The sequence below is a fragment of the Coriobacteriia bacterium genome (genome assembly GCA_030652115.1).
In the GTDB taxonomy this organism is placed as follows: domain Bacteria; phylum Actinomycetota; class Coriobacteriia; order Anaerosomatales; family Anaerosomataceae; genus UBA6100.
Window position 1 is genome coordinate 1 of sequence record JAUSBK010000003.1, and the last position, 24,774, is coordinate 24,774.

General features: G+C 66.4%; 25 protein-coding genes. 9 read left to right on the forward strand and 16 right to left on the reverse strand.

The features are described 5' to 3' along the window. Positions 1–252: 252 nt before the first annotated feature. A complete protein-coding gene (locus tag Q7W51_02760) occupies positions 253–1,440 on the reverse strand; it encodes a Fic family protein (GenBank protein MDO8847296.1) in 1,188 nt (395 codons plus the stop codon). A gap of 491 nt (positions 1,441–1,931) precedes the next feature. Between Q7W51_02760 and Q7W51_02765 the strand changes: the two genes are divergently transcribed. Both Q7W51_02765 and Q7W51_02770 read left to right on the forward strand, forming a co-directional pair. Further along, complete coding sequence (locus Q7W51_02765) at positions 1,932–2,090, forward strand: hypothetical protein (protein ID MDO8847297.1); 159 nt, start codon at positions 1,932–1,934, stop codon at positions 2,088–2,090. 31 nt (positions 2,091–2,121) lie between these two features. Continuing rightward, complete coding sequence (locus tag Q7W51_02770; protein ID MDO8847298.1) at positions 2,122–2,508, forward strand: hypothetical protein; 387 nt, start codon at positions 2,122–2,124, stop codon at positions 2,506–2,508. Here the strand turns inward: Q7W51_02770 and Q7W51_02775 are convergent. Genes Q7W51_02775 through Q7W51_02805 form a run of 7 tightly spaced genes read right to left on the reverse strand, consistent with a single transcriptional unit; the run spans position 2,492 to position 9,905 of the window. Then, positions 2,492–3,796: a radical SAM protein gene (locus tag Q7W51_02775; protein ID MDO8847299.1), complete on the reverse strand. Its 1,305-nt coding sequence runs from the start codon at positions 3,794–3,796 to the stop codon at positions 2,492–2,494. The genes Q7W51_02770 and Q7W51_02775 overlap by 17 nt on opposite strands. After that, on the reverse strand, positions 3,793–4,719 hold the full coding sequence (locus tag Q7W51_02780; GenBank protein MDO8847300.1) for a hypothetical protein: 927 nt from the start codon (positions 4,717–4,719) through the stop codon (positions 3,793–3,795). Before Q7W51_02780 ends, Q7W51_02775 begins: the two co-directional genes overlap by 4 nt. Beyond that, positions 4,719–5,654: a radical SAM protein gene (locus Q7W51_02785; GenBank protein MDO8847301.1), complete on the reverse strand. Its 936-nt coding sequence runs from the start codon at positions 5,652–5,654 to the stop codon at positions 4,719–4,721. Before Q7W51_02785 ends, Q7W51_02780 begins: the two co-directional genes overlap by 1 nt. 1 nt (position 5,655) lies before the next feature. Beyond that, on the reverse strand, positions 5,656–7,047 hold the full coding sequence (locus tag Q7W51_02790) for a radical SAM protein (GenBank protein MDO8847302.1): 1,392 nt from the start codon (positions 7,045–7,047) through the stop codon (positions 5,656–5,658). Further along, positions 7,044–8,123: a radical SAM protein gene (locus tag Q7W51_02795; protein MDO8847303.1), complete on the reverse strand. Its 1,080-nt coding sequence runs from the start codon at positions 8,121–8,123 to the stop codon at positions 7,044–7,046. The genes Q7W51_02790 and Q7W51_02795 overlap by 4 nt, the downstream gene beginning before the upstream one ends. Next, the gene (locus Q7W51_02800; GenBank protein ID MDO8847304.1) at positions 8,123–9,445 is read right to left on the reverse strand and encodes an SPASM domain-containing protein; all 1,323 of its coding nucleotides are present in this window, start codon (positions 9,443–9,445) and stop codon (positions 8,123–8,125) included. Before Q7W51_02800 ends, Q7W51_02795 begins: the two co-directional genes overlap by 1 nt. A 28-nt stretch (positions 9,446–9,473) precedes the next feature. Continuing rightward, the gene (locus Q7W51_02805) at positions 9,474–9,905 is read right to left on the reverse strand and encodes a hypothetical protein (protein MDO8847305.1); all 432 of its coding nucleotides are present in this window, start codon (positions 9,903–9,905) and stop codon (positions 9,474–9,476) included. A 428-nt stretch (positions 9,906–10,333) separates the two neighbouring features. Between Q7W51_02805 and Q7W51_02810 the strand changes: the two genes are divergently transcribed. The 7 genes from Q7W51_02810 (at position 10,334) to Q7W51_02840 (ending at position 17,409) form a co-directional block, all read left to right on the forward strand. Further along, positions 10,334–10,528 carry a hypothetical protein gene (locus Q7W51_02810; protein MDO8847306.1) on the forward strand — a complete coding sequence of 65 codons (195 nt, stop codon included), beginning with the start codon at positions 10,334–10,336 and terminating at the stop codon, positions 10,526–10,528. Then, positions 10,528–10,950, forward strand: a complete 423-nt coding sequence (locus tag Q7W51_02815; protein ID MDO8847307.1) for an SRPBCC family protein — start codon at positions 10,528–10,530, stop codon at positions 10,948–10,950. The genes Q7W51_02810 and Q7W51_02815 overlap by 1 nt, the downstream gene beginning before the upstream one ends. A 121-nt stretch (positions 10,951–11,071) precedes the next feature. Beyond that, positions 11,072–12,088, forward strand: coding sequence for an NrtA/SsuA/CpmA family ABC transporter substrate-binding protein (locus tag Q7W51_02820; protein MDO8847308.1), 1,017 nt, complete (start codon positions 11,072–11,074; stop codon positions 12,086–12,088). Then, complete coding sequence (locus tag Q7W51_02825; protein MDO8847309.1) at positions 12,085–13,665, forward strand: ATP-binding protein; 1,581 nt, start codon at positions 12,085–12,087, stop codon at positions 13,663–13,665. Before Q7W51_02820 ends, Q7W51_02825 begins: the two co-directional genes overlap by 4 nt. Positions 13,666–13,758: 93 nt before the next feature. After that, the gene (locus tag Q7W51_02830; GenBank protein MDO8847310.1) at positions 13,759–16,203 is read left to right on the forward strand and encodes a S8 family serine peptidase; all 2,445 of its coding nucleotides are present in this window, start codon (positions 13,759–13,761) and stop codon (positions 16,201–16,203) included. Between the two features lie 106 nt (positions 16,204–16,309). Next, positions 16,310–16,543, forward strand: a complete 234-nt coding sequence (locus Q7W51_02835) for a hypothetical protein (protein ID MDO8847311.1) — start codon at positions 16,310–16,312, stop codon at positions 16,541–16,543. A 35-nt stretch (positions 16,544–16,578) separates the two neighbouring features. Next, on the forward strand, positions 16,579–17,409 hold the full coding sequence (locus Q7W51_02840; GenBank protein ID MDO8847312.1) for a uridine kinase: 831 nt from the start codon (positions 16,579–16,581) through the stop codon (positions 17,407–17,409). 54 nt (positions 17,410–17,463) lie between these two features. Here Q7W51_02840 and Q7W51_02845 read toward each other — a convergent pair whose 3' ends face one another. From Q7W51_02845 to Q7W51_02880, 8 genes are read right to left on the reverse strand one after another with little or no spacing between them, the layout of a single operon-like run. Then, on the reverse strand, positions 17,464–18,243 hold the full coding sequence (locus Q7W51_02845; protein MDO8847313.1) for a hypothetical protein: 780 nt from the start codon (positions 18,241–18,243) through the stop codon (positions 17,464–17,466). After that, positions 18,240–18,620 carry a DUF2149 domain-containing protein gene (locus tag Q7W51_02850; protein ID MDO8847314.1) on the reverse strand — a complete coding sequence of 127 codons (381 nt, stop codon included), beginning with the start codon at positions 18,618–18,620 and terminating at the stop codon, positions 18,240–18,242. Before Q7W51_02850 ends, Q7W51_02845 begins: the two co-directional genes overlap by 4 nt. A gap of 1 nt (position 18,621) precedes the next feature. Then, entirely contained in the window at positions 18,622–19,257 is a 636-nt protein-coding gene (locus Q7W51_02855; protein MDO8847315.1) for a MotA/TolQ/ExbB proton channel family protein, read from the reverse strand. 23 nt (positions 19,258–19,280) lie between these two features. After that, entirely contained in the window at positions 19,281–20,948 is a 1,668-nt protein-coding gene (locus tag Q7W51_02860; protein MDO8847316.1) for a hypothetical protein, read from the reverse strand. Beyond that, positions 20,945–21,517: a hypothetical protein gene (locus Q7W51_02865; protein ID MDO8847317.1), complete on the reverse strand. Its 573-nt coding sequence runs from the start codon at positions 21,515–21,517 to the stop codon at positions 20,945–20,947. The genes Q7W51_02860 and Q7W51_02865 overlap by 4 nt, the downstream gene beginning before the upstream one ends. Continuing rightward, positions 21,514–21,990 carry a hypothetical protein gene (locus Q7W51_02870; GenBank protein ID MDO8847318.1) on the reverse strand — a complete coding sequence of 159 codons (477 nt, stop codon included), beginning with the start codon at positions 21,988–21,990 and terminating at the stop codon, positions 21,514–21,516. The genes Q7W51_02865 and Q7W51_02870 overlap by 4 nt, the downstream gene beginning before the upstream one ends. A gap of 4 nt (positions 21,991–21,994) precedes the next feature. Beyond that, complete coding sequence (locus Q7W51_02875) at positions 21,995–23,632, reverse strand: hypothetical protein (GenBank protein MDO8847319.1); 1,638 nt, start codon at positions 23,630–23,632, stop codon at positions 21,995–21,997. A gap of 44 nt (positions 23,633–23,676) precedes the next feature. Further along, the gene (locus Q7W51_02880; GenBank protein MDO8847320.1) at positions 23,677–24,669 is read right to left on the reverse strand and encodes a substrate-binding domain-containing protein; all 993 of its coding nucleotides are present in this window, start codon (positions 24,667–24,669) and stop codon (positions 23,677–23,679) included. Positions 24,670–24,774: the final 105 nt, after the last annotated feature.

Here is a 24,774-nt window from a genome sequence, read left to right on the forward strand (position 1 = left end):
GAGGCACCCACGCTGGGATCGCGCCCCGGATTTGGTGCCCGATTTGGTGCCCAAATAGATGGTGACTGTTGGTACTCGTTGGTACCTATTGGGACTCGCCGCAGCTCCGCCGTACCAACGAGTCCCAACGAGTCCCAATAGTCACAAGCACAATCAGGATTCGAATTCCCTTGGGGGCACCATAGATACGCGGCCCGTCTCTCATCACGGAGGCGGGCTGAACTGCGCGAGGAGACATGCGGTCCACGGCCGTTAGGCTTCGCGCGCCTCGTTGGCCGCATGCAAGCGATTCCCAAGTCCCATGAGAACGGCGTCCCTCTGGGCGACATTGTCCCCCGGCGTGCCGAGCCACCGCTGATCGAGCTCGGCGTGCTGCACCACGAGTTCGTAGAGCGCTGACGCAGCGACGTAGTGCGTGCTGCGTCCGGCCCCCCTGGCTTCGAGGGCACCGGATGCGACGAGCTTGCCCAAGTCGTGTGAGGCGGTCACCTCAGAGACGTCTGCCATCCCACGGTAGTAGCGGTTGGTGACCTCGCGCGCGAAGAAGGCGTCGTAGAGCGCATGCGTGGCGCGTTCGTTCAGGCCCATGTCGCTCACGGCGGCGTCTTGCAGCACCGTCCACAGGGCGCGTTCGGTGGTGTTGCGCAACGAGAGCGCCTCGACCTGGGCGACCTGCGCTTGCACGTGAGCCTCGAGGAATGGGGTGACGTCGGTGTCAGGAGCCCACCCCGTTCCGAGACAGTCGAACGCGGAGTAGTAGTCCTCGAGGTGACGACCCCACCACTCCTCAAGGCTGGTGAATTGAGGCAACCGGAATCCAGCGCGATACATCGAAAGCGATGCGACTATACGCGCAGTGCGGCCGTTGCCATCGGAAAACGGGTGGATGCCCGCCACCGACACGTGCGCGAGCGCCGATGTCACCGGCCCGGGCTCATCCGTTCCTTGAAGCCACGCCGCCAAGTCGTCCACGAGCGATGGCACCTTCTCGGCGGGAGGGGGCAGGTAGACCTGTGCGCCGCTCGCCCTGTTCGTGAGCCAGTTCTGGGTCTCCCTGAACCGGCCTGCGCCCTTGGCATACGAACCACCGAGCACGAGGTGGTGCAGCGAGAGCACAAGCTCGCTCTGCCACTGGAACGCCCCCGCATCGGCGCGAGCGAGCACGAAGCGCATGGCATCGCGGTAGCCGTCGACCAGGTCGATGTCTTCCACAGAGACGCCGGTCGGCCTGTCGCCTGCCAGGATCCTGCGGGCCTCGTCGACGGTGACCGCCACACCCTCCATGATCGTGGAGGCTGCTACGGCTTCGGCCTCAAGGTCGCGCCGAGTCCGACCGAGCCAGATCCGGGGGAGCGGCCCCTGCGCATCCAGGCGGGTTCGGAGCTCTTCGATCCGGCGGACGCCTGTGGCGACGGCCTCTGTAGTCTCGTATCGGTACACGGTGAGAACCTTTCTGATTGAAGCGCGAAACACTAACGCGATTATATGATTAATCACAAAGATGGCAAGAGCGGCTCCATTCTCGCCCTATTGGGACTCGCCGCAGCTCCGCTGTACCAACGAGTCCCAACGAGTCCCAATAGTCACAAGCACAATCAGGATTCGAATTCCCTTGGGGGCACCACGTTTCCTCAGGTCAAAGGCCTGAGCAGCCCGATTTCGAGTGTGAAACCGGGCTACAAGTGCCTTCGGGCTGAGGCAGGCGTCGGGCAAAGGCGCGTCCTCGTGTGAGCTCGGTAGCAGTCCCTGTTGCTCAAGGCCCTATTTGGGCTTGCCTGGTCGCAGGTTCAAATCCCGTCAGCTCACACATGTGATGTCTCAGGACACGCACACGACGAAGGCCCGCTTCCAGACAAGGAGGCGGGCCTTTTCGCAGCACGCGCACACTCGGAACAGCCGTGCTTTGCGCCCCCTCGGAGACCTTCTGCAAGATGAAGATGAGCGTGGTACGCGCCGAGGACATGATCGAGTTGCAGGAGCTGCCCATGGGGCATCATCCTATCGGCATCACATATATCAACGACTCGCGCCAGGTATGGGTCTGCTGCTACACGGGCAGCCTCCATACTCTCCGGGAACCGATGCGCTGATGAAGGCTCCCGTGGCCCCAAGAGGAGATCGATGATGGGACTGGACACGTATGCCTCGCGCTCGCCGGACGACGTCGTGCTCACCGAGGATGACGAACGTGCGTTCCTAAACGCTGGCATCGAACTCTGTGGCGGGATCTTCAGCGGTGGCGACGCCTCGTTCCGCGGCAAGGTCTACATCGACGTCGTGCTCGAGGTCACCGATGTCTTCCTCAACACGGAATGGCTGCCGCCCGAGACGGTGCGCGAGATGGCCGCCAAGCTCAATGCCGTCTCGCCCGAAGAGCTGGCCGAGATCAACGACATCGCACGCACACGGCCCAAAGACACGCCGACCAACGCCGACGAGATGATGAGCCTGCAGTGCTTCTTCACGATATGTGCCAACCGCGGATTGGGGCTTATCGGCTGGTTCTGACGCCGCCGTAGAGACCCCATGCCTCGGCGCACATCGCACCCGAGAACCACGATCCCGACGTCGTAAGGCGCCACGCACCGCCCTCATCTGCTCGCTCCAGCAAGCCCACCGCTTCGAGTTCCCCGCAAAACGCGAGTGCGGCATCGTCGAGGCGGTCGGACGCGACCTCACCGGCCATCAGGCACGCCACCAGCGGTCGTGCGCACTCCTCGGCGGGCGTATAGGTGCCCCCGCCGGAAAGCGGCACAGCGCCAGCCGCGTCCCCGTAGTCGTCCAGCTCGAGGTGCCGGTAGAAGTACGGCCCCACCACGCCGTCTGCCGATGAGCCCACCGCCAGCAGGTCCTCGCCTCGCACCGCATGCCGTGAGTACAGGTTGGCGTCGGCGGGCCGCGCGAAGTGCGTGACGTGGTTGCGCGGGAAGCCCAGCTCCCCCAGCAGCGCGGCTCCCTCGGCAAGCAGCACGAAATCCTCGCGCAGGTGCGGCTCGTCGCGCTCCAGCAGCCCGTGCTGCGCCATGAAGCGAGCGTTGTGCGGTCCTGCGTTGAGGTGGTAGAGCGAGACGCCGTGGATGCCCGCGCCGGCCAGCAGCGTGATGTCCTCGCGAAGCATCGCGGCGCTCTGGCCAGGCAAGCCGTAAAGCAGGTCCGCCGAGACGACCCCGCCGCGCTCCAAACACGCGGCGATGCGCTCCAGCACCTCGTGCGGCTGCTTGCGGCGGCCGAGGATCCGTCGCAGCTGTGGCTGCAGCGACTGCACGCCCACGTGTATGCGCGTGAAGCCGAGTGTGCCGAGGAACTCGAGGTTCGCCTCATCGAGCAGTCGCGAGGTGGTCTCCAGCGCCCACTCGGTCTCTCCGTGCGTGCCGAGCGAGTCGCGCAGCGCACTCGTTATGCGCTCGAACGCCGCGGCGCCGATGGCGAGCGGCGTGCCGCCCCCGAAGTGCACTGTGGTGACGGGTCGCTCGGCAAGGCCCGGAAGCGCCGCGAAGGCCGCGATTTCCCCGGTCAGCGTCTGGACGTAGCGATCGACGGTTTCACGCGAACCGCGCGGCGCGATCGTGGCGTGGCAGTCGCAAAACGGGCATCGCGTCTCGCAAAACGGGATGTGCACGTAGACCGAGATCGCGCCGCTCCTGCGCGCACAGACGCTCGCGATCTCATCCCACGCGCGGTCGGGGCTGTCGGGCAGCCCACGGGTCGCCCATCTCGGCAGCGGGAGGTGCGCGTCGGCAGGATAGCGTTCGCTTGCACGCGCCCAGGCGACGAGGGCGCCGGTGGCCGCGCTCACGCCTCGGCCCGCCCGCTACTTGCGAAGTACTCGCGGCAGACCTCGCAGGTCGCGCACGTCTTCGCACAGGTCAGCGTGTGTGCGTAGAAGTCGCGCGTGATCGCCGGCACGCATGGCGCCGTGGCTGGGCCGCCGCCTATCTCGGCCAGCTCGAGCGGCGTGCGGTTCACGTAGGCGGATAGTACGCGCAGGTAGTGCACAGGGTCGGCAAGCGTCACGCGTCCGTCCAGTTTCACCTCGTCGTAGAGGCCGTCGAACAGATCGAGATGCTGCGGAAGCACCCACGCGCCGGTGAGCGCCAGCCATGGCTCACGTTCCAGCAGTCCGGCGCACAGCGACGCCGGCATCGGATGCGACGAGTTCATCTCGAAGAAGTGCTGCGTGCGATAGACGCAGCCCGGCAGACACCCCTCGTTCACCATGAGCCGCAGCGCCCCCGGCCATGCCTCGCGCAGCGCGCGCAGCGCAGGCAGGTCGCGCATCACACCATCGCCCGGCGTGAGCGAGTCGAAGACGCCTTCCAGGTAGACGACCTGCGCCGGCGTGCGGACGTCGAGCAGCGTGGACGCGGCGAGTCGCAGTCCGGGGAACGCCTCGCGCAGCAACCGCGCGAGTCCCGCACTCCCCACGACCGCCTCGGCCACACCGCGCTCCTCGACAAGCCCGCGCAGTCCGGGCTCGATCGCGGCGAACACTTCGGCGACCGAACCCACGTGCACGACCGGGTTCAGCAACACCGACTTCCCCACCGCATCGCCGCTGAGAAACGCCTGCAGGTGCTCCGCAGGCTGTGACGGGCGTCCGGAGCCGATGGGGCTCGCGGGCATCGGGAAGTAGACGCTCGCCATGTTCGGCGACACGAGTTCGGCCACGCGGAACCAGAAGTCCGGAGGCTGGTCGATGTAGGGCAGCACCCAGCGCATCACGCGTCCCCGGCCATCCGGCGCGCCCGACAACCGCCCGTACAACGCCCGGCAGGGCGAAACGCGCACGTCGCGCACTCCTCGAAGAGTTCTGGCAGTCCGTCGCCCAGTGCCTCGACGAAGGCGGTGATCAGCTCGTCGCGGGTGGCGCATCGGTCGAGCGGCATCCGCGCGATCGATGCAAGCGCGTAGCATGCGATCGTGTCGCCCTCGGGCAGCACATCGATGATCGGCCCGCAGCGCGTGCCCACGCTCTTGATGACCTCCGGATGAGTCACCGCGAACTCATCGGAGAACATGCACGGCGTGATGCCGCAGTCGAAGCCGACGCTGACCCCGCGCGCCTCTGCCTGCGCCACGAACGCCTCGATCGTCACACCCACCGCGCGCAGGTCACTCGTCACTACGCTGGTGTTCGCACCGCCTGCGATAGGGTGCGCCACGCCCACTCGCACACTGCGCCGCAAGCCATGTCGGTCGACGCGTTCCAGGAGGAAGCCCATATCACTCTCCGCCGAGACAAGCGTCATACCGATCTCGACGCGATCTCGCAACGCATCGCAAACACGCTCCTGCGCAGCAACGAGCGAGTCACTATCCACGCCCGGCACCGCCGAGTTGAGGTAGAGCGTCAGGTCCCGCGGCGATAGCGACGCTAGATACACAAGCGCATCATCGCTCACGAGGCCGCCGGTCATCACCGTGAGCGCGAAGCCGCGCTCACGCGCACGCTCCGCCAGCGCGATGAACGCCGGGTGCAACGTCGGCTCGCCACCGAGAAGCCGCGCATCGGGAATGTCCGAGCGCTCCAGGAAGTCGAGCGCGCGCTCAAAGGTCTCCGCAGGCATGTCGAGCGGCTTGAGAACACGCTCCTCGGCCGCAAAACAAAAGCTGCAGTCACGCTCACACCGGCGGGTGATAGAGAGGTTCGCCACCTCACACGACCTTCGCCCACGAGTGCAGCCTGTCGTCGGCGTTGGAGGCGAGGCCCGCGGCGGCCATCTCGTTCACCAGCAGTGCGGCGGCCTCCTCTGTTGCATCAATGCCCAGCAGCAGCCGACTCGCCGTGATCAGGCGGATCGCCCGGCATCGCTCGTCGTAAAACCGGCTGCAGCGCGGCGGGGTCTGCTCCACTCGGCAGCCGCCTGCACACGTGTAGCGGCAGAAGCAGCGTTCGCAGCGCGGCTTCCGCTCCAGCTTCTTGTCGATCTTCGCGATCTGCCGCTCATCGACGTGCACGACGCCCGCCTCATCCACGTTGCCGAACGACAGTTCCAGTCCACGCGAACGCCAACGCTCGGGCTCGAGATAGCACCCGGTGATGGCGCCGTCCGGCCACAGCATGAGCGAGCCCGTGCCGAGCGGACACGACGTCGAACGGGGACCCTCGAGTTCGGACGGCCCGTGTACCACGCGAACGCCGTGCTCGGCACCGATCGACTCGGCCTGCATGAAGTTCAGCGCGAACGCGTACGGGTCAGGCGCGTAGAGTCCCGCCTCGGCCGAACCGGGTGTCTCGGCCAGCGTCTCGAACGCGAGCACGCTGATGTCGAACTCCGTGCAGAACCGCTCGGCAAGACGTGGCAATGCCTCAACCGAGTGATCCGTGACGCACATGCGCAGACACAGTTCGCACGGGTAGCGGCTCAGCTGGCGGATCGTCTCGGCGACCTCGGCGTACGTCCCACGTCCATCGCGGTGTCGACGCAGGCCGTTGTGGAGCGCCTCGTCGCCGTCCAGGGAAACGACCACGGAGTCTATCTCATCGCCGAGAAACTTCACGGCTTCGGGGCTGCAGACGCCGTTCGTGGTGAGCTCGAACCACGGCGTGACGTGCGCCTTCGCGCATGCGCGCCGCGTGTAGGCGACGATCGCCTCGACCGAGCGCCGCGCGACAAGCGGCTCGCCCCCGAAGAAGTGGACACGCATGACTGACTCGCGGTCGCGAACCGTGTGGGCCAGTACGCGATCGATCAGTGGATAGGCGAGTTGGGGATCGAGTACCGTGAGCGACGCGTCGGGGCAGCCGAAGTCGCAGTGAACGCAACTGATGTTGCAGGCGCGTGTTGGCATGATCACGAGCTTGCCGACATCCTGTGGGCGGTACCGGGACGCCTGGGCTGGCGCGATCGTCAGCGTCTGCCACAGCTCAAGCGACTCGAGTGATGGCGCAACGTGACCAGGTTCGCAGCATTGCGCGAGTTCGCCAAGCGCCGTGTGGTTCACCACGGCCACACTCCACGTGGCAGGCGCGAAGACGAGCCAGCGGTCCGCGAGCGGGAGCACATACATCTCAGTGGGGTCTACATGCGGTGGCCGCACGCTCATACGCTGACCACCTCCATCGCGAGTAGCCGCTGTGCACGGCAGCGGAAGGTGTCGCGAAGGTGCCGTGCGGCGCCCGTATCCAGTGCGCACACGTCAGGGCATCCGCGCGAGCAGGAGTGTGCGATGGGACATCCCGTGCATTCATCGGGCACGAGGCCGCACGTTTCGCTCAGAGCCCGGATCCGCTCTGCGTCCAGCACGAAGCGCCCGGACGGGCCGATGCCGCCGACGCGCACGCCGCGCTCGTGCGCGTCTTGGGCCCTCGACTCCACGAAGCATCCCGTGGCGAAGTCGCCCGGTGCCAGATTGACCACGTGACGAAGTACGTTGCAGTACGGGCCGTGCGGCTCGTCGGGCCGGAGCATCGACGTCGTCACCACGGTGCCGCGTTCGGTGCCGTAGCGCCTGGCATCAAGAAAGCCCTCCACGAACGCTGGGGCGTCCTCGGCCAGAAGGCCCGACATCCCTGACGCGTTCTCATAGACGGGCTCGAGGCGTATCTCGGTGGGACCGAGCACGTCGATGGCGTAGTCGATCACTTCCTGTTGCCGCCGCAGCGTCGCCGCGGTGACCGTTGCGCGCACGTGGAAGCGCGCACCACACTCCCGCAAGATCGACGCACTCCGCTCGACGTCCGTCGAGGTCGCACCGCCACCGCGACGCGGGCGTTGCGCGTCCTGGACATCGGGAGGCCCATCACACGACAGGCCGAGAAGATCGAACTCCGCCGCGGCCCATCGCATGGTTGCCTCGGCCAGTACGCCATTGGTGGCAACGTAAGTGGTGAGTGGCACCCCGGCGCTCTCGGTCTGCACGCGCACGATTCCGAGAACGCGTGCCGCATCATCCGAGTCAAGCAGTGGCTCACCGCCGCCGTGCAAGACGAGCGTCATGGGCAGGCCGCGCTCGTTGCACGACGCGGCGACGATCCGGGCTGCGTCGGCCACCGCTTCGTTCGAGAGCACGGGCTCCTGCACCGCCGAAGCCCCCGAATGGCAGTAGCGGCAAGCAAGGTTGCAGCGGTTGTTGAGGAACAGGGTCAGACACTCCGGCTGGAACGCAACGTCGGCACCCATCATGCGCCGCCAAGTGCAGATTCGAGCATGTCCAGCACGAGCGCACGCGTGATTTCGCAGCGCCCGGAGGTCTCCCCTGCGACCCTTCCTCCGTCGAACGCCTTGGCCGCACAGTCGCCGGCACATGCGAACACACAGAAACACTCGGCGCAGCCGGCGCGACGCTGCGCGGCGCCATCGCGGATAGCAGCGATCCTGGCGCCATCCGTGTGGATAGCCGAGCCGTCCGCATCGACATGACCGTAGAAGAACTCCTTGGACAGCGGGTCATCGGGGTGCAAGACCTCATAGCAGCATGTGAGGTCGCCGTCGGGCGTGACACCGAATGTCGGATCAGGATAGGAGCAGAATGCGGGGACTACACCGGCAGGCCGCGCACCCGAGTAGGTGAGTCGACGGCCGTATCGCTGTGCGACGGTACTAGCTGTCCGAAAGGCCTCGACGAACGCGTGTGGTTCGGGCGCGTCCAGACCCGAGGCACTCGCGCGGCCCCGCAGATAGAGCGGCTCGGCCCGAATGATGCTCGCCCGCGAGTGCTCGCACAGGAATTCGACACTCTCGGCCAGAAGCGGGAGGGCCTCGGCGGTCACAGTCATCCTGATCGAGTACGGGAGCCCGTGTTTCTCGAAGATGCGCACCGAACCGAGAACGGTCCCCAATGAGGGCTCTGTGCCAGGTGTCACCCGGCATCGGTCGTGCACCTCAGGCAAGCCGTCGATCGAGACAGTGGCGCTTCGCATGTGCTGTGCAATGAACGCTGCCTGCGGTTCTGAGTAGAAGCCGTTCGTGCCGATGTTCATCAGGACATTCACGTTCGCCTCGGCGGCGGTTGCTTCAATGAACTCCACGGCACGCGTGAACAAGGGCCAGCGCGCACCGACGTCCCCGCCGTGGAACGCCACAGTGAGATCGCGGCCGAGCCGAACCGCATTGCCCAGGGCGAAACGGACAGACGCCTCGAGCACCGGCCAGTCGATGTCGCTTCCCGTGCCGCCCTCGCAGTAGCAGTACGTGCAGCGCAGCGTGCACTTGTGTGTGAGGAAGAGCGTGACGGCCGTGGGCTCGAAGGAATCCGGCCACGTGGGGTTGAATTTCTTGAGCGCCTTGGGCGACACGGCCGTCAGGCGATCCAACATCATCGGCTCGACACCTATCGCATGCGCCGCGTCGGCGTCCCCGGCCAATGCTTCACGAAAACACACGGCGTACGCGTCGTTGACCTCCATGATGAGGCCCTGAAGCGGTGCGTACAGCAACGGCAGACCCGAGCCGCGCGCGATGAGGAAGGTCGTCTCACCGAGCGGCTGCCAGGAGATACTCATGCGGCCTCCGTCGGGCGCGTCTCAATCCTCAGCTCGGGTACCAGTAGTGACCGCCGGGGGTGCTCACCGAGTTGCACGTGCAGTTACCCACGCAGGCGCAACCTTCAGTGTCGCACGTGCAGATGATGCCGATGGTGTCGTCGTCCTCGTCCGGCTCCTCGGGTTCGTCCTCGTCCGGCTCCTCAGGTTCGTCGGGTTCCTCCGCAGTTGGCCCTTCCTCTTCGACGGGCTCAACTGGCTCGGCCGGCTCGATGGGCTCCTCTTCGGCCGGTTCGACAGGCTCGTCATCCTTGCACCCGCCGACGATGCTCAGCGCTGCGACAGCCCCCACACTCGCCACAGTCGCCTTGACGAACTTGCGCCGGCTCATCTTCGAACCGCCAGGCATGTCGATCTGCGCGATACGAAACACCTTCGGCTCTTCAGAGTCTGCGGCGACGTCCTTGGGATCCCCGTCCATGTTCCCTCCACCCATGTGTCCGGGTGCTGAAGGGGTCGGTCATCTCGGCGCCCCTCTGCGCCCGGACGAATTGATACTGCGACTATACCACCGCCGTCGAGCGATTCGCCGCGCAGCCAAGGGGCGCGGCGCGCTCGACGAGTGGCGGGCGAAAGCGCTGCTCGCCAGCTACGGGATCGCCGTCCCCGAGGGAGGCTAGACGACACAGAAACAGACGACCGTTCTCGAACTCGAAGACCGCTTAGCGGGTATCCCCCGCTACGCGGGTTCGAATCCCTCCCTCTCCGCCAGACGCACACGACGAAGGGCCGCCAGCTGGCGGCCGGAGTGCTCGGCGAGGAGCGTCTGAGGCGGACGCTCGCCCGCATGCGCGGGAGAGCGCGCTCTTAAGTCAGCCCCGCCGGGGCGCGACGGGGTACATACCACGCATGGAGACTCGTTCGGACACCCCCACACGCACAGGCAGGTCGCGCCGCGGCTGCCTCACCGTCGTTCTCGGCGTCCTCACGGTGCTCGTCGGCATACCGATGCTCATCTGTCCCGGCCCCGGCATGGCGGTCATTGGCGCGGGCATCGGTCTGATCGCCGTCGGTCTCGGTATCCGGACTGAGAAGAGACTGTGATGCAGGCTCGAGCGAGCGTTCTCGTGGCGTGCTCTCCGGAGACCGCCTTCGCGTTCATCGCCGACACCGCCAACGACCATCGCTGGCGCAGCCACCTCGTTTCCTCTCGCGGGCGCGCTACCGCCGTGGGCGACCGCATCGTGCAGACGTACTCTGCCGAGGGCAGGTCGGGCACGGTCGAGCTCGAGGTGAGCGAATACGCGCCACCCGAGCGGCTCGGCTACGTGATGCACAAGCCGGCGCGCGCTCGTTTCTCGTTTCAGTGCAGGCCGGAAGGCGACGGCACGCGGGTCAGCATGGCGATCTCCGCGAACCTCACGGGTCCGGCTGCGCTTTTCGAGGGTCGAGCGCAGACCGAAGCCGACCGCGTTCTCAAGACCGACCTGGGCCAACTGAAGCAGGCGCTCGAAGCCGGGGCGTAACCGGCGCCACTTATGCCACTCGGCGAACGTGCCGATTGGTGGCATGATTGGTGTGTTCTTTCGCATCCGGACTCCATGCGGGGCGTCCGTGCGTGATCGAGCATTTTCGAAGGGATGTGCTGTGCGCCCGGTCCGTTGTGGCTCTCCCAGGTATGTCCTCGCGGTGGCGCTCTGCTGCGCTCTCGTGGCGCCGCTGGCGGCCTGCGAGGACGAGGCGCCGCCGCCCACCGATACCCGCAGCGTCAGGCTTGGTGTGAGCAAGGAGTCGCTCAACGCGCTCGCCTACATAGCGCGTGACGAGAAGCTGTTCGACGACGTCGGCCTCGAGGTCGAACTCGTCGAGCACGACAGCGCGCAGGCTGCGTTCGAGGCGATGATGGCTGGCGAGGTCGACGCGGCCCTGTGCGCCGACACGCCCATCGTGACGGCCGCGATCGAGGGCGAGCCGTTCAACGTGATCGCAACGGTCGCCACCGACAACAACGACCTCAAAGTCGTCGCCAGGGCCAGCGCGGGTATCGCGACGGCGTCGGACCTTCGCGGGAGGCGCGTGGGCACCCGCCAGGGCACGGCGGCCCACTTCTTCCTCCACGTGCTGCTGACGAAGTACGGCATGAACGACACGGACGTCGACGTGCGCTTCGATTCGTTCGAGAGCGTCACCGCGGCGCTGATCGAGGGGGACCTCGACGCGGTTTCGCTCCGACAGCCGTTCATCGCGCAGTTGGAGACCGCCCTCGGCGATGACTTCGTGCTCATCGAAGAAGAAGGCATCTACGGCAAGACGATGAACCTCTGCGTGCTCGCCGATGAGCAAGGCGCCGACGCCGAAGTCCAGCGTCGGCTCGTCGAAGCATTCATTCTGGCCGAGAAGGCCGGGGTGGCGGACACATCCGGACGCATCGTGGCGAACGTGGCCTCGGACATCGGCATCGAGTCCCACGACATCTGTTCCTGCATCATCACCCGTGGCGCGGTGGAACTCGAGCAGTCCCTGGTCCTCAACCTGGAAGACCAGGTGCGGTGGGCGATGGAGTCGGGCCTCGCCACAGCCGAGACACCACCTGACGTGTTGTCGTTCATCGATCCCGGTCCGCTCGATGCGGTCGCTCCGGAGCGGGTGACTCTCGTTCGATGAGGATCAGCACCCGGATCAGATTGAGCGCGGTCTTCGCCGTGGTTATCGCCGCCATAGCGGGGGTCGTGCTGCTCGTCGGTCTGCAGTCGGTGAACACCGCGATCGGCCGCGGCTCGGAGGTGACGGAGTCGCTCAACGACACGTTCGAGCTCTCGATGCTCACCACCGACTACCTCATCAACTACGAGCCGCGTGCAGAACGGCAGTGGCACGAGAAGCAGGACAAGCTGAGTTCTGTGCTCGCCGGGCTCGAGGTCACTTCGGACGCTGATGCTGCGCTCGTCGCCTCCATGAACGAAGATCTCGAGCAGGCCCACGCTGCGTTCGCCGAGATCGCGCTGGCGCACGAGGGCCGCCTGGCGGGCGAGATACCCGCAGACGTTGCGTTCGAGCTGGAGTCGCGACTGACGTCACGGCTCCTCGTGCTGATGCAGTCGATCGTCTCCGATGCGGTCGTGCTCGCGGATCACGCGAGCGACTCGGCCCAGTCGGCCGAGCAGCTCACGATCACGGTCGTGCTGCTCGTCTCCGGCCTCGGCGTGCTGACGATGATCATCATCGGCATCTCGGCGGATCGCGCGATCATCAAACCGCTCGAGGAGCTGCGGAAGGCCGCGTCGCGGGTGGGCCGAGGGAATCTCGACGTGCGCAGTGGGATCGTCCGCGAGGACGAGGTGGGCGAGTTCGCCGTGGCCTTCGACGGCATGGTGACGAGCCTCCAGGAGTCCTACGTCATGCTCCAGAACGAGATCGGCGAGCGCCGCCGTGCCGAGGAGGCGCTCCACGAGTACAAGGACCACCTGGAGCAGACGGTGCAGGAGCGCACGAGCGAGCTCATCGTGCTGAACGAGGACCTGCAGAGCGCAACCCGAGCCAAGGACGACTTCCTGGCCTCGATGAGTCATGAGTTGCGAACGCCGCTCAACTCGGTCATCGGGTTCACCGACCTGATGCTCAAAGGCCGCACCGGAGAGCTCAACGACGAGCAGCATCGCCAGATCCACATGGTGAACCAGGCCGGCAAGCAGCTACTGTCGCTCGTGAACGACGTCCTCGAGCTCAGCCGCATCGATGCGGGGGCGGCACCGGTCGCCGCGGCGCCGTTCGACCCCTGCGACGCGGTCCGCCGGCTCGTGGAGATGATGACTCCCGCCGCCGAGGCGAAGAACCTCGGCCTTACCTACGTGAGCGCCGAGGGACTGCCTGCCGAGATCGTCTCGGACAGAGGCAAGGTCGATCAGATCATGCTGAACCTCATCGCAAACGCGATTAAGTTCACGCCCGAAGGCAGCGTCACCGTCACCGTGCGACCGGCCGACCCGGAGACGATCGCGTATGACGTGCGAGACACCGGGATCGGCATACCCGCCGAGGAGACCGAGCGGATCTTCGAGCACTTCCACCAGGTGCAGGCGGGCCCCCTGAGCGAGGCCGGCACCGGCCTCGGCCTGGCGATCTCGCGTCGACTCGCCGAGGTCCTCGGGGGGCATCTTAACGTTGCGAGCGAGGTGGGCGAGGGCTCGACATTCACTCTCGAGCTGCCTGTTGGACATGACGGCGCTGAAGCCGGGGAGTGAGTGCGACCCCGTACGGCGCGCCGCTTGCTAGAATTGCTGGCACGGTCAACCGGGCGCTAGGGCCCGGCGCCGGTCTTTTTCATCGGAGAGCTCATGCAGCGTTTGCGGTACCTGTCACTCGCGCTGGCGGTCTGTCTGGCCGTGGCGCCCGCCTCCACGGCGGCCGCCGTGGAGGCGGGCGCAGGCGCGCCGAGTGCGGTCAGGGCTTCCGCGTCGCCTGCCGTCTCTGCCACACAGGTCGTCATCCGACCGCGCTCGTCTGCGGGGATGAAAGCGCTCGAGACGCGTCTCAAGCGCGATGGCGCAACCGTCCTGGAGCGCTCGAAGGACGGCGAGAGCCTGCTCGTGGAGGTGCCCGAGGGCCACGGTTCGGCGCAGTACGCGCGTGACATCGCTGCAGCTGTCCCCACCGAAGTCGCCCAGCCGCTCGGCTACGTGCATGCCTCGGCAGTGCCGAGCGACCCCGACTACTCGCTGCAGTGGGGTCTGCCGGCGATCGGCGCACCTGCGGCGTGGGACCGCTCCTGGGGCGAAGCCGACGTGGTGGTTGCCGTGATCGACAGCGGCGTGGACCTGGATCAGCCGGACCTCGTCGACCAGATCGTCGCGGGTGGATGGGACTACGTGGGCGACGACGGTGTGCCCGATGACGTGCTTGGTCACGGCACGCACGTGGCTGGAATCGTCGTCGCCGAGGCGAACAACGGGGTGCTCGGCAGCGGGACGGCGCCCGGGTGCCGCATCCTCCCGATGCGGGTGTTGGACGCCACCGGCAACGGAAACACATTCGACGTCAGCGAAGCGATCTACGACGCCACTGATCTGGGCGTCGACGTGATCAACATGAGCCTCGGTAGCAGCTCGCAGGACGACTACGTCAGTCTCGCGGTGGCTTACGCGCTCGCACACGATGTGGTCGTGGTCGCTGCGGCGGGGAACTGCAATCCTACCCGGTTGTCCAACGTCGAGTACCCTGCGCGCGAGCCGGGCGTGATCGCGGTAGGCGCGATCCAGAACACCACCCCGTACACCATCGCATCCTTCTCACAAGACGGTGCCGATCTCGATGTCGTCGCCCCCGGCGTGTACATCTATTCGACCGTTATGGGGACGGTGGGCCAGTACTGGCAAGGAACCTCGATGGCCACACCGTTCGTGGCGGGTACCGCCGCGCTCATGCGTTCCGCGGATCCCACGGCCACGCAGGCGGAGATCGCCGCCGCGCTGACCGCCACGGCGACCGATCTGGGGACAGCGGGCCGCGATAACACCTACGGCTACGGGCTCATACAGGCCGATGATGCGATCGAGTACGTCGACGGTATCCCGTTCACCACCCTCACCACCGACGTAAGCCCCGCTGCGTCAGGCTGGTACTTGACGGCGCCGCACATCACCCTCACGCCGGACGAGCCCGCTACCACCTACTACGCATGGGACGGCGGGGGCGAGTCGGTCTACGGCACGCCACTTACTGCTGCCGAGGGCGAGCACACCCTGAGCTACCGCTCCGTGGATGCCGAGAGTAATGCTGAGGTTGCCAGGAGCCAGCTGTTCAAGGTCGACACGGCGGACCCGACGGTCCCTGCCGGCCTCACGGCCACGGCCACCTCTTCAAGTGCGGTCAGCCTGTCATGGAGCGCCGCCACCGACGCCACGAGTGGGGTGGCACGGTATCGGGTGTATCGCAACGGGACGTGGATCGCTTCCCCGACCTCCCTGACCTACTCGGCCACCGGCCTGGCGCCGGAAACCACCTACAGCTTCACTGTCTCGGCCGTGGACGTCGCGGGCAACGAGTCGGCCTCGAGTTCGGCGGAGAACGCCACCACGCTCAAGGCCGTCCCAGCGATCACCACAACGAGTCTCGCCGCCGGTCTCAAGGGTCGGCCCTATGCGGTCACGCTGGCAGCGACCGGCGGGACGCCGATCACCTGGACCGTCTCGGCCGGGAGCCTCCCCGCCGACCTCGCGCTCTCTCCGACGGGAGTCATCAGCGGAACGCCGAGCGAGTCCGGGAGCTTCACGTTCACGGCGAAGGCCGAGAACACGGGCGGGTCGGATACGCAAGTCCTGACGCTCGTAGTCGCGCGCGTCGCGGCGCCGGTCTATCGCTTCTACAACGTCACGAACGGCACGCACTTCTTCACCGACTCGGCCGCCGAGGCAGACATGGTGGCCGCGACCTGGTCGAACGTCTTCCGCTACGAGGGCGTGGCGTACGCGACCGATCCCGCCAACAACACGCAACCGCTGTACCGCTTCTACAACCGCGCGAGCGGGAGCCACTTCTACACCGCGTCGCTCGCCGAGGCCAACACCATCCTTGCGCGCTGGTCCAACGTCTACACGCTCGACGGTCAGACGTACGCGGTGAATCCGGTCCCCGTGGCGGGCAGTGTGCCCGTGTATCGCTTCTACAACCTGCGCAACGGGAGCCACTTCTACACGGCCTCCGAAGAGGAGCGAAATCTCGTGATCGCGCAGTGGTCGGCGACGTATCAGTACGAGGGCCCGGCGTTCTGGCTGGGGCAGTAGGCGTTCAGTCGGCCCATTGGCCTTGCTGCTTCGGTGAGGCCAGGGTTGTCCGCGAGGCTCGCGGGTATGTACCACTTGCGATGTCACCTCGGCCGAGGAGGAACCGATGGCAGGCAAGATCTTCTACCGCGAGCGCCGTGAGGTGGGCGAAGGGGACCAGATCCCCCGATTCAACCTGGTTGCGGTCGCAGGCACCGATCTCAAGATCCATGTGACCCATATGCGGAAGGCGGAGCTGGAGCAGATCGCCGCCGCCGTCGGTGCGGAACTGGTCGAGCTCGCCGTGCCGGACAGGGGCCACAAGGTCCAGGTGGGCGACATGCCCGAGAATCCGGAGTAGTTGAGATCCAGCGACGCGATCCATGGAGGTAACCCATGCCGCTCATGCGCGAGCGTGACAGCAAGCGCCTGCACATCAAGAGCATCCTCATGGGTGAGAGTCTCGTAAGCGAGAGATTCCTCGATTCGCTCGAGGTCGCGCCGCAGCGGCGGCTCTTCCCCGACGTGAATGTCATCAAGATCGGCGGCCAGTCGATCTGCGACCGCGGCAAGAGGGCGCTTCCCGGTATCGTCGAGGAGATCGTCGCCAACAAGGACACGCACAAGATGCTGCTCCTGACGGGCGGCGGCACCCGCAGCAGGCACATCTACGCGATCGGGCTGGAGCTCGGGATGCCCACGGGCATCATCGCTGCATTCGGCAGCTCGGTGTCACGGCAGAATGCACTGCTGCTTGCGACACTGCTGTCGGATCACGGTGGGATCGAGATCGATCAAGACGCGATCATGAAGCTGCCCAACTACTTCGCGCAGGGCGGGATCCCGGTGACGCAGGGGATGCCGCCGTACGACTTCTTCGCGATACCGCCCGAGAAGGGCCGGATCCCCATCCACCGAACCGACGTGGGCACGATCCTCATGGCCGATCTCATCGGGGCGCGCAGCTGCATCTTCGTGAAGGACGAACGCGGTCTGTTCACCAACGACCCGAAGAAGGACCCGGACGCCGAGTTCATCCCCAGCATCACCGTGTCGGAACTCCTCGAGCGCAAGCTCGACGATCTCATCCTCGAACGGCCATGTCTCGAGATCCTGCAGAACAGCCAGGTGCTCGACCAGGTGCAGATCGTGAACGGGCTGGAGCGCGGGAACCTGACTGCAGCACTGGCCGGTGAGCCGGTGGGCACGATCATCACCAAGGGCTGAGGCCAGCGCTCGCGGTCGTCGGGGCCGATGCATGGCCGAGGGCCTGCCGAACCCCTACCAGTCGTCTCCGCCGTGACCGGTGCCTCCGCCGGTGCCCCCACCCGTGCCGCTGCCGGCGTCACGCTGCTTGCCGATGGCCGTCCAGGCGTTCGGTCCGAGCGTCGTGACCGGAGCGACGGGCCGGCCTCCCCAGAGGCGCGGTCGCAGCCAGTCCTGCGTGTCGAGCGTGTCGGTCGGCTTGGGAACCATCACGTTCCGGTCCACCGCCACCACGGTGATCCCTGCGGCCTCGACTTCACCCACCGTGGTGATGGCACTGAAGCCGCGCAGCGGGACCTGGTAGTCCACGAACCGTCCGGTCCAGCCGCCTGCGGTCAGCCCGACCCCGGCGGTGGCACCGATGATGCCGTCATTCGTGCCCCCGTGGCCGGAAAGGTGTACACCCGCCGCCTCGGCGGCAGCACGCGCGTCGTCCTGTGTGACGACCTCGATCGCCGCCCGGTTGCCGAACGCGATCAGCGGCGCAAAGTCCGCGGTCTCGGGAGCGACGCAGAGTCCCGGATCGCTGCCGTCCATGAAGTGCTCGGCGATGTGTGCCGCTCCGAGCTCGGCAAGGCCGGGCAGGAATGACGCGTCCGGTACGTCGATGACCGCGCAGCCTGAGCTGTTGTGCGACGTGTACGGCACATCGGGGTGGACGAGCAGCTGCTGGCGCACCACGCCCCACGTGATGCAGCCGCTGGGCAGCCGCTCGGTGAACCAGCGCACCAGCTTTCCGGTGCCACGATCGGCGCCCAGCACGTCGGTGTCGTCGAAGCAGACGTAGACTCTCACTCGGCAGATCCTCCCTCGGGTACCCAGATGACGCTGCCGTCGTCCAGGCGGAAGACGGTGCCGATAGCATACCCCCGACCCTCGTCGAGTTCGTCGGTCGTCTGCAGGCGCTCGATCACGCCCTCCTGCTTGGTGATGATCTCCATGTCGGTCGTGCCGGGGTCCTTCACGATCGTGACGTCCTCGCCCGAGATGAGTTCCTGGAGTCCGAATGCGGAGAGGGAGACGATCAGGAACCCTACACCGATCAGGATGGCGACGTCGAACAGATTGCCCAGGGACTCCATCGGATCGCCGCCCCGGTCGGGCAGGAGCCGCCGCCGGCGGCGCTGGATCGGGCCGCGGCCTTCACGCGCGTGAGTATGCGGCTCGAGCATCTCACACCTCCAGCAGGTCCAGAACGTACTCGATATCGCTCACGTCCTGCGTGTACAGCCGGTCGCGAATCGCGGATACCGCGTAGGCAACACCGCCGATGAGCAGGCCGACGACTGTGGTGGAGAATGCGATGACCAGGTTGTCTGAGAGCGTTTGCACGTCGCCCTGAGCGAGGCCGACGAGTGCCGGAGAGATCGGGATGAGGGTGCCCATCAGGCCGAGCATCGGGCCGATCCGGATGAGCATGCGCGTGCGCTCGAGACGGCGCGCGGCTTCCAACTCCACGTCGTTGAGGAGCTTCAGGAACTCGGTGCGGCTAGTCGTGTCAGCGGAGAGCAGGCTGACGAAGCGCCGGCCGTAGCGACCGTGCGCGAGCGCCGTGCCGAGATGGCCGAGCGCATCTTCCGTCTTACCGTCGGCCAACGCATCGCGCGCGCTCTGCCCGGAGGTTCTGATCGTGCCGAGGGAGCGCTTACGTACGCGGCCGAGCGCCTCGACGGTGAAGCGACCCGCTTCGAAGATGACGATCAGAAGAGCGATCACCTCGGCGATCAGCACCGGGTAGAGCAGGGCCGTCGCTACCTCGTAGATGACGGCGTCAGGGTGGGTGAGGTAGTAGCCGAGGGTGTCGATCAAGGCGAGGTGCCTCCTTCGAAGGGTCAGGCGGTCTGAGAACGGAGGAACAGGAGTGCGAGCAGGCGCTGTAGCGGCACTGAGAGTATGCCTGCCGTGTAGATCGTGCCGAGTGCGAGCAGTCCGCCCAGGTTCGGAGCGGGAGAACCGCCCCCGCCGAGGTTGCCGAGGCCCCCGACGTCGGGGCCGACCGAGATGCTGACGGAGTCCATCGCCCACCCGCGTTGAACCGAGAGCGGCCCGGCGACGACGCTCGCGCCGCCGGAGACCCCGCCGGTGGTGTAGCCGCCGCCGCCCGTCATGGTGCCGCCGGTGCCGATGCCGGTGCCGGTCGTGGTGCTCCTGCCGGACTTCGTGCCCGACCTGCTGCCGGACCCGCTCCCCGTGCCCGACCCGCCCGCGCTTTCCGGGGCGGGCTCGTAGCCGATGTTCACACCGAGAAGGCGCGGGGTCTTGTCCCGGCGCGTCGTGGACATCGTGATGCGGTAGCGGATCAGCGTGCCGTAGGTTCCGCCCGGGAGGGTGCTGCCGCCGAGGGTCTGCCACGCACCGCCGTCGACCGAGTACTCGACGATCGCGGAGGTGTTCTCCGGCACATCAAGTTCGACCGACATGTTCGTGAACTGTTTCCGGACGCCGGGCAGGCCGCAGTCGAGTTGCCCGGACTCTGCGGTTCCGCTCAGCGCGTATCCCAGCTCGATGATGCGGTTGTTTGCCTCATCAGCGATGAGGATCGACCCGTTGGTACCCGGCAGCGCGCGTCGTGGAGTGTTGAGCCCGCTGTCGTCGAGACCGAGCAGGCTCACGCCCGAGAACGCCCAGAGCACTTCGCCGGCGCTGTTCACGCGCACTGCCCGACCCACGAGACTGTCGGGGCTTCGCTCCTCCGCGATCAGTGTCGTACCGTCATCGAGCCGGTAGGCCGAGACCGGTTGTCGCAGCACCGGGACTCCGAGCTGCCAGACGGTGCTCCCGGTGGCGTCGACCTCGACCACGAAGTCCGAGGCCGCGATGAGTGTGTTGCCGTTCGAGAGCCGCTGCGCGGTCTTCGGCCAGCACGACCCGCCCGGCGCGTACGACCAGACGGTGCTCTCGGATGTGTAGCCGTCGTTCAGCTCTCCCGCGCGGTAGTCCGAGGTGCGCACCTCCAGGACGAGGCCGCTCTGGTTGTCGCAGATGAGCGTGTTGCCGTTCGGCAGGCGCGAGGCTGAGAAGGGGTCCTGCACGTAGCCCGGGTAGCCGGGGACGAGCGTGGCGCTGGCCTCGCGGGAGACGTCCGAGCCTCCGTAGCGCCAGACGATCGTACCCGCCGGCGTGACCTCGAAGACCTCGTCTGCTCGTCGGCTCACGATGAGGGTGTTGCCGCTCGAGAGGCGCGCCGCGTGCCAGGGGAAGAACGAGGCGTCACCGCGATACTCCCAGGCGATCGTGCCTTGCGGCGTCACCTCTTCGACGACGCCCATATACCCTCTGGCGATGAGCGTGTTTCCGTTCGGCAGGCGCTCCACTGACCGGGGCTCGTTCGTGGCGTACTGCCAGATGATCGTCCACGGGAGTTCGAGCCACGCGCCGCTGCCCTTGACCAGCGTTCCCGAGGCGGCAACGTCGCCGGTCGCCGACCACGTTCCCGCCGAGGCGGGCGCAGGCCAGGCGAACACGACGAGCAGCAGCAGTGCGGCTACGATGCGCCTCATGCCGGCCGTCCGTTGTCCGCGCTGAGGCTCTCGATGGCAGGCACGCGGAGCCGACGCAGCAGCCTCAGGATGAGCGCGCCGAGCCATCCCCCTATCGCACCGAACACGATGTGGCTGATTGCGGCGAGGCTCAGCCCGACGGCCAGGTAGCCGGCTGGAATGCCGAGCAGCAGGCTCACGATCAGACTCGCCGTGAGCTTGGCGGCATTCCCAACAGCGCCTACCAGCGTGGCCATGACCGCGGAGTCCAGTCGCTCGCGGCTGATGGCTGCGCCCAGGTCCATCACCACACCGGGTGCGAAGTACTTCACCCATACCAGCAGTCCCTCCCGGCCGCCCACGATGAGCACCGCGAGAAGGCCCGAGACCAGGCCGAGCAGCGTCCCGGCTCCACGTCGGCGCACGAGGCCGCGCCCGATGACGAGGTACGCCATCCAGAAGATTCCCGAGTGGCCCGGCAGCCGCAAGGGAAGGTTGAGCACGATCTTGGTTCCCACGAGCAACGCCGCGATGAGCGCGAGCACCACGAGCTCCCGCGTTGTGAGCCATCGTCGACGTGGCGCGCTCACTCGACCACGATCTCCGTGACATCGCGGACACGGTCTTCCCATGCGATGTCGGGCCCGACCACTTTGACCGTCCCGCGGTTGGCGATGTCGAGGAGCACCTCGTCGGTCACTTCGGCGCGGGTCAGCACGATGCTGCCATCGTCGCGGATCCCCATTCCTCCGATGTGCACGCGCTCGAAGTCGGTCACCCCGGCGGCCTCCAGAACCGCGAGCAGGGTGGGGCCTTCCTCGATCTTGCCGAGGACCTCGATAGTGGCCATGTCGAAGTCACGTATGTCGTCCATGGTGAACTGCTCGAGGACCTCACCATCGCGGATCACGACCACCACGTACTCGGCATCGGACCCTGATGGCCCGGAGGACATCAGGGTCTCGATGCCGATCGCTGCCCCCACGAGCAGAACGAGCACTGCAGCAAGAATGACGGCTGCCTTCCACTGCTTCGCGGGAGCTCTGTTCAGTTCCTCGTGCAAGAGCCTACTGTCCGATCCAGAACGCCGGACCCTCGAAGTGGTACACGTTAGGCCACGTGGCGATCACCATGTCCGCCTCTTCGGCAGACGACGTATAGAAGTGAGAGCCATTCGTCACGTTATAGAAGCGATAGACCGGCGTGCTGTTCGGCACGGGCGCCGGGTTCACCGAATACACTTGGCCATCGAGGGTGAAGATGTGCGGCCACGTTGCGATGATGGTGTTCGCCTCATCGAGCGATGCGGTATAGAAGTGACTCTTGCTCACCGTGTTGTAGAAGCGGTAGAGCGGCTGCGTGTTGTTCGCCGGGTTCATTCCGTACGCGATGCCCTCGTAGCGGAAGACGTTGGGCCACGTCGCGATCACCATGTCCGCCTCTTCGGCAGACGATGTGAAGAAGTGCGTGTTGTTGGTGAAGTTGTAGAAGCGGTACACCGGAGCCAACACGACCGGCGGCGCGGCCGGGGCGGTCACCGTGACGGTGTTCGACCGCGGGCTGATGTTGGTCGCAACGTCCTCGACGCGGACCTCGTAGGCGTACTCGACATCGTTCGTGAAGGTCGTGTCACTGTACGAGGTGGCCGCACCGTCCACCATTGCGATGCACTGCGACACCGGGGTGTAGGGCACCGGGTCAACGCTGGTGGGAACCTCCCAGCGGTAGATACGGTAACCGTCGACACCGGAGCCGCCTGAATCGTCAGTTGCAGCCGTCCAGGTTAGGTCGATGGACTGTCCATCGACCGCGACGGCGAGGTCATCGACGGCGTCCGGCGGCACGCTCTCGGTGGCGCCGAGGGCCACATCGGCGTCTGCCACAGTCGTGGTGAAGTCGTCGTAGCGGAGCACCCTGTGGACGTACACGTCGAAGAGGGTCGAGAGCGGGGCTGAGAGACGGTAGTCGCCCAGATTCGTGCTCGTCGGGCCGTAGTTCTCGTCGTTGACGATACCGTTGGAGTCATCGTCAACGACATTCTCCTGTGCCTCCCAGAGAGCGTACAGGACCGAGAGTGCGCCGCTGCTCGGGTCACCGTTGGTGGTGGACGCATCGGACGCACGGATGGCGGCGCGCTTACCGTCAAGCGTGTCATTGTCCACACCGTTGTGGACCCACGATCCCTGGGTCTTCGTGTCGAGCACGGTCACCTGCGGTACGACTGTCGGGTTGTAGGTCGTGCCGTCGCCGGTGGCAGAAAGTGCCACGTGGATGTAGCGGGTTCCGGAGGCTGTTTCGTCACCGAACTTGGCGTAGACCCACGTGTTGCCGATCGAGCCGTCGGCTGAGACGCTCACGGTCGGGCAGTCGAACCAGTCGTCACGTTCCTGCTCCCAATGGTTCGCGACCGGGTCGTAGGTGAACCCGCGATGCAAGCTGGTGTCCCAGGTGGTTCGGGAGTTGGTGTTTGCGACGCGGATCTTCACGTAGTACGTGCCCTCCGGAAGACCGCTTCCTGCGGCTGCGGCGAACCGCACGCCGAACGGCGTGTGGTCGTTCAGTATGTACGTCGGCGACTCAACATAGCTCGGGGTGTAGTTGGCCGCGGCACCATACGCGGGAACCACGCTGAGCCCGCTCAAGATCATGATGGCCACGAGCAACACAGCCGCTGCCCGCGTCCTCCTGCCCACGTCTCGTCCCATGCCTTTCTCCCTCCTGTCTCGCGGCGCGCACGCCGCGCAAACCCCTAGGCGCAGAGCGCCTCTTCCCCTGTGTGCGACGCGTCGTAGCCGGCGAGCGCTCCAAGCGATCGCTTGAGCCGACGCGATGACAGGCTCTCGAGCAGCACGTTCACGGACTCCTCATCGAGCCGGTCACGGCGGATGACGAGGTCGTAGCGCTCCATGAACAGCGGCCTGAAGTGCAGGCCGAACCGCTCGGCCGATGCTCGCAGGCCGATACCCGCATCGGCCTCGCCTGCGGCGATGGCGGCGGCCACCGCCGTGTGTGTGCCGAAGGAGGTGTCGTACCCGGCGATCGCCTCGGCGGCGATGCCCTCGCGGCGCAGTCGTCCGTCGAGCCACACGCGCGTGCCCGAGCCGGCGTTGCGGTTGGCAAGACGGGCGCCACCCCCGGCGAGGTCGGCAAGCGCCTGCAATCCGCGCGGGTTGCCCGGCGCCGTTATGAGTCCCTGCTCGCGGTACGCAAGGGTGACTGCCGTGACCGGGATATCCGGGAACAGATGGCGCAAGAACGGTGTGTTGTACTCCTCGAGCTGATCGTCGAACAGATGGCATCCGGCCACGTCGCACAGGCCCTGCCGGAGCGCGATGAGCCCGTCGAGGCTCCCGATCGGAACGCTCACGAGACCCACATGTGCGCGTTCGACGTCGCTACCGAGCAGCTCGAGGCCCAGATCGTGGCTCCCCAGCGCAACGAGCGTGTGCGGCTCAGCGGACTCCGGCGTCACCAGAAGATGCGCCTCGAACGCCCCGAACGTGGCGGCGTAGTACTTCTCGGTGTAGTTGCGGACTGTCCGCTCTTCGACGAGCTCCACCAGCCGTGCCGCGAGCAGTACCTGCACGTGATGGCGCACCCAGGCAGGATGCTTGTCGATCCGTTCGCCGATCTGGGTCAGTGTCGCCGGGCGCGTCATGAGCATGCGCAGGATGCCGAGGCGACGCGGATCCGCGATCGCCGCAAGCTGCTCGTGCCGGTCGAGAGCTTGGACCTGGGTCATGGAGGCCACCTTAAGGTAGTCCTTAGAGTAGTCCCCAGAATAGACAGTCGGCGTGCGCGCGACAAGCCGAGGCGCTTTGAGTCCTCCGATGGCGGAGCCGCAGAC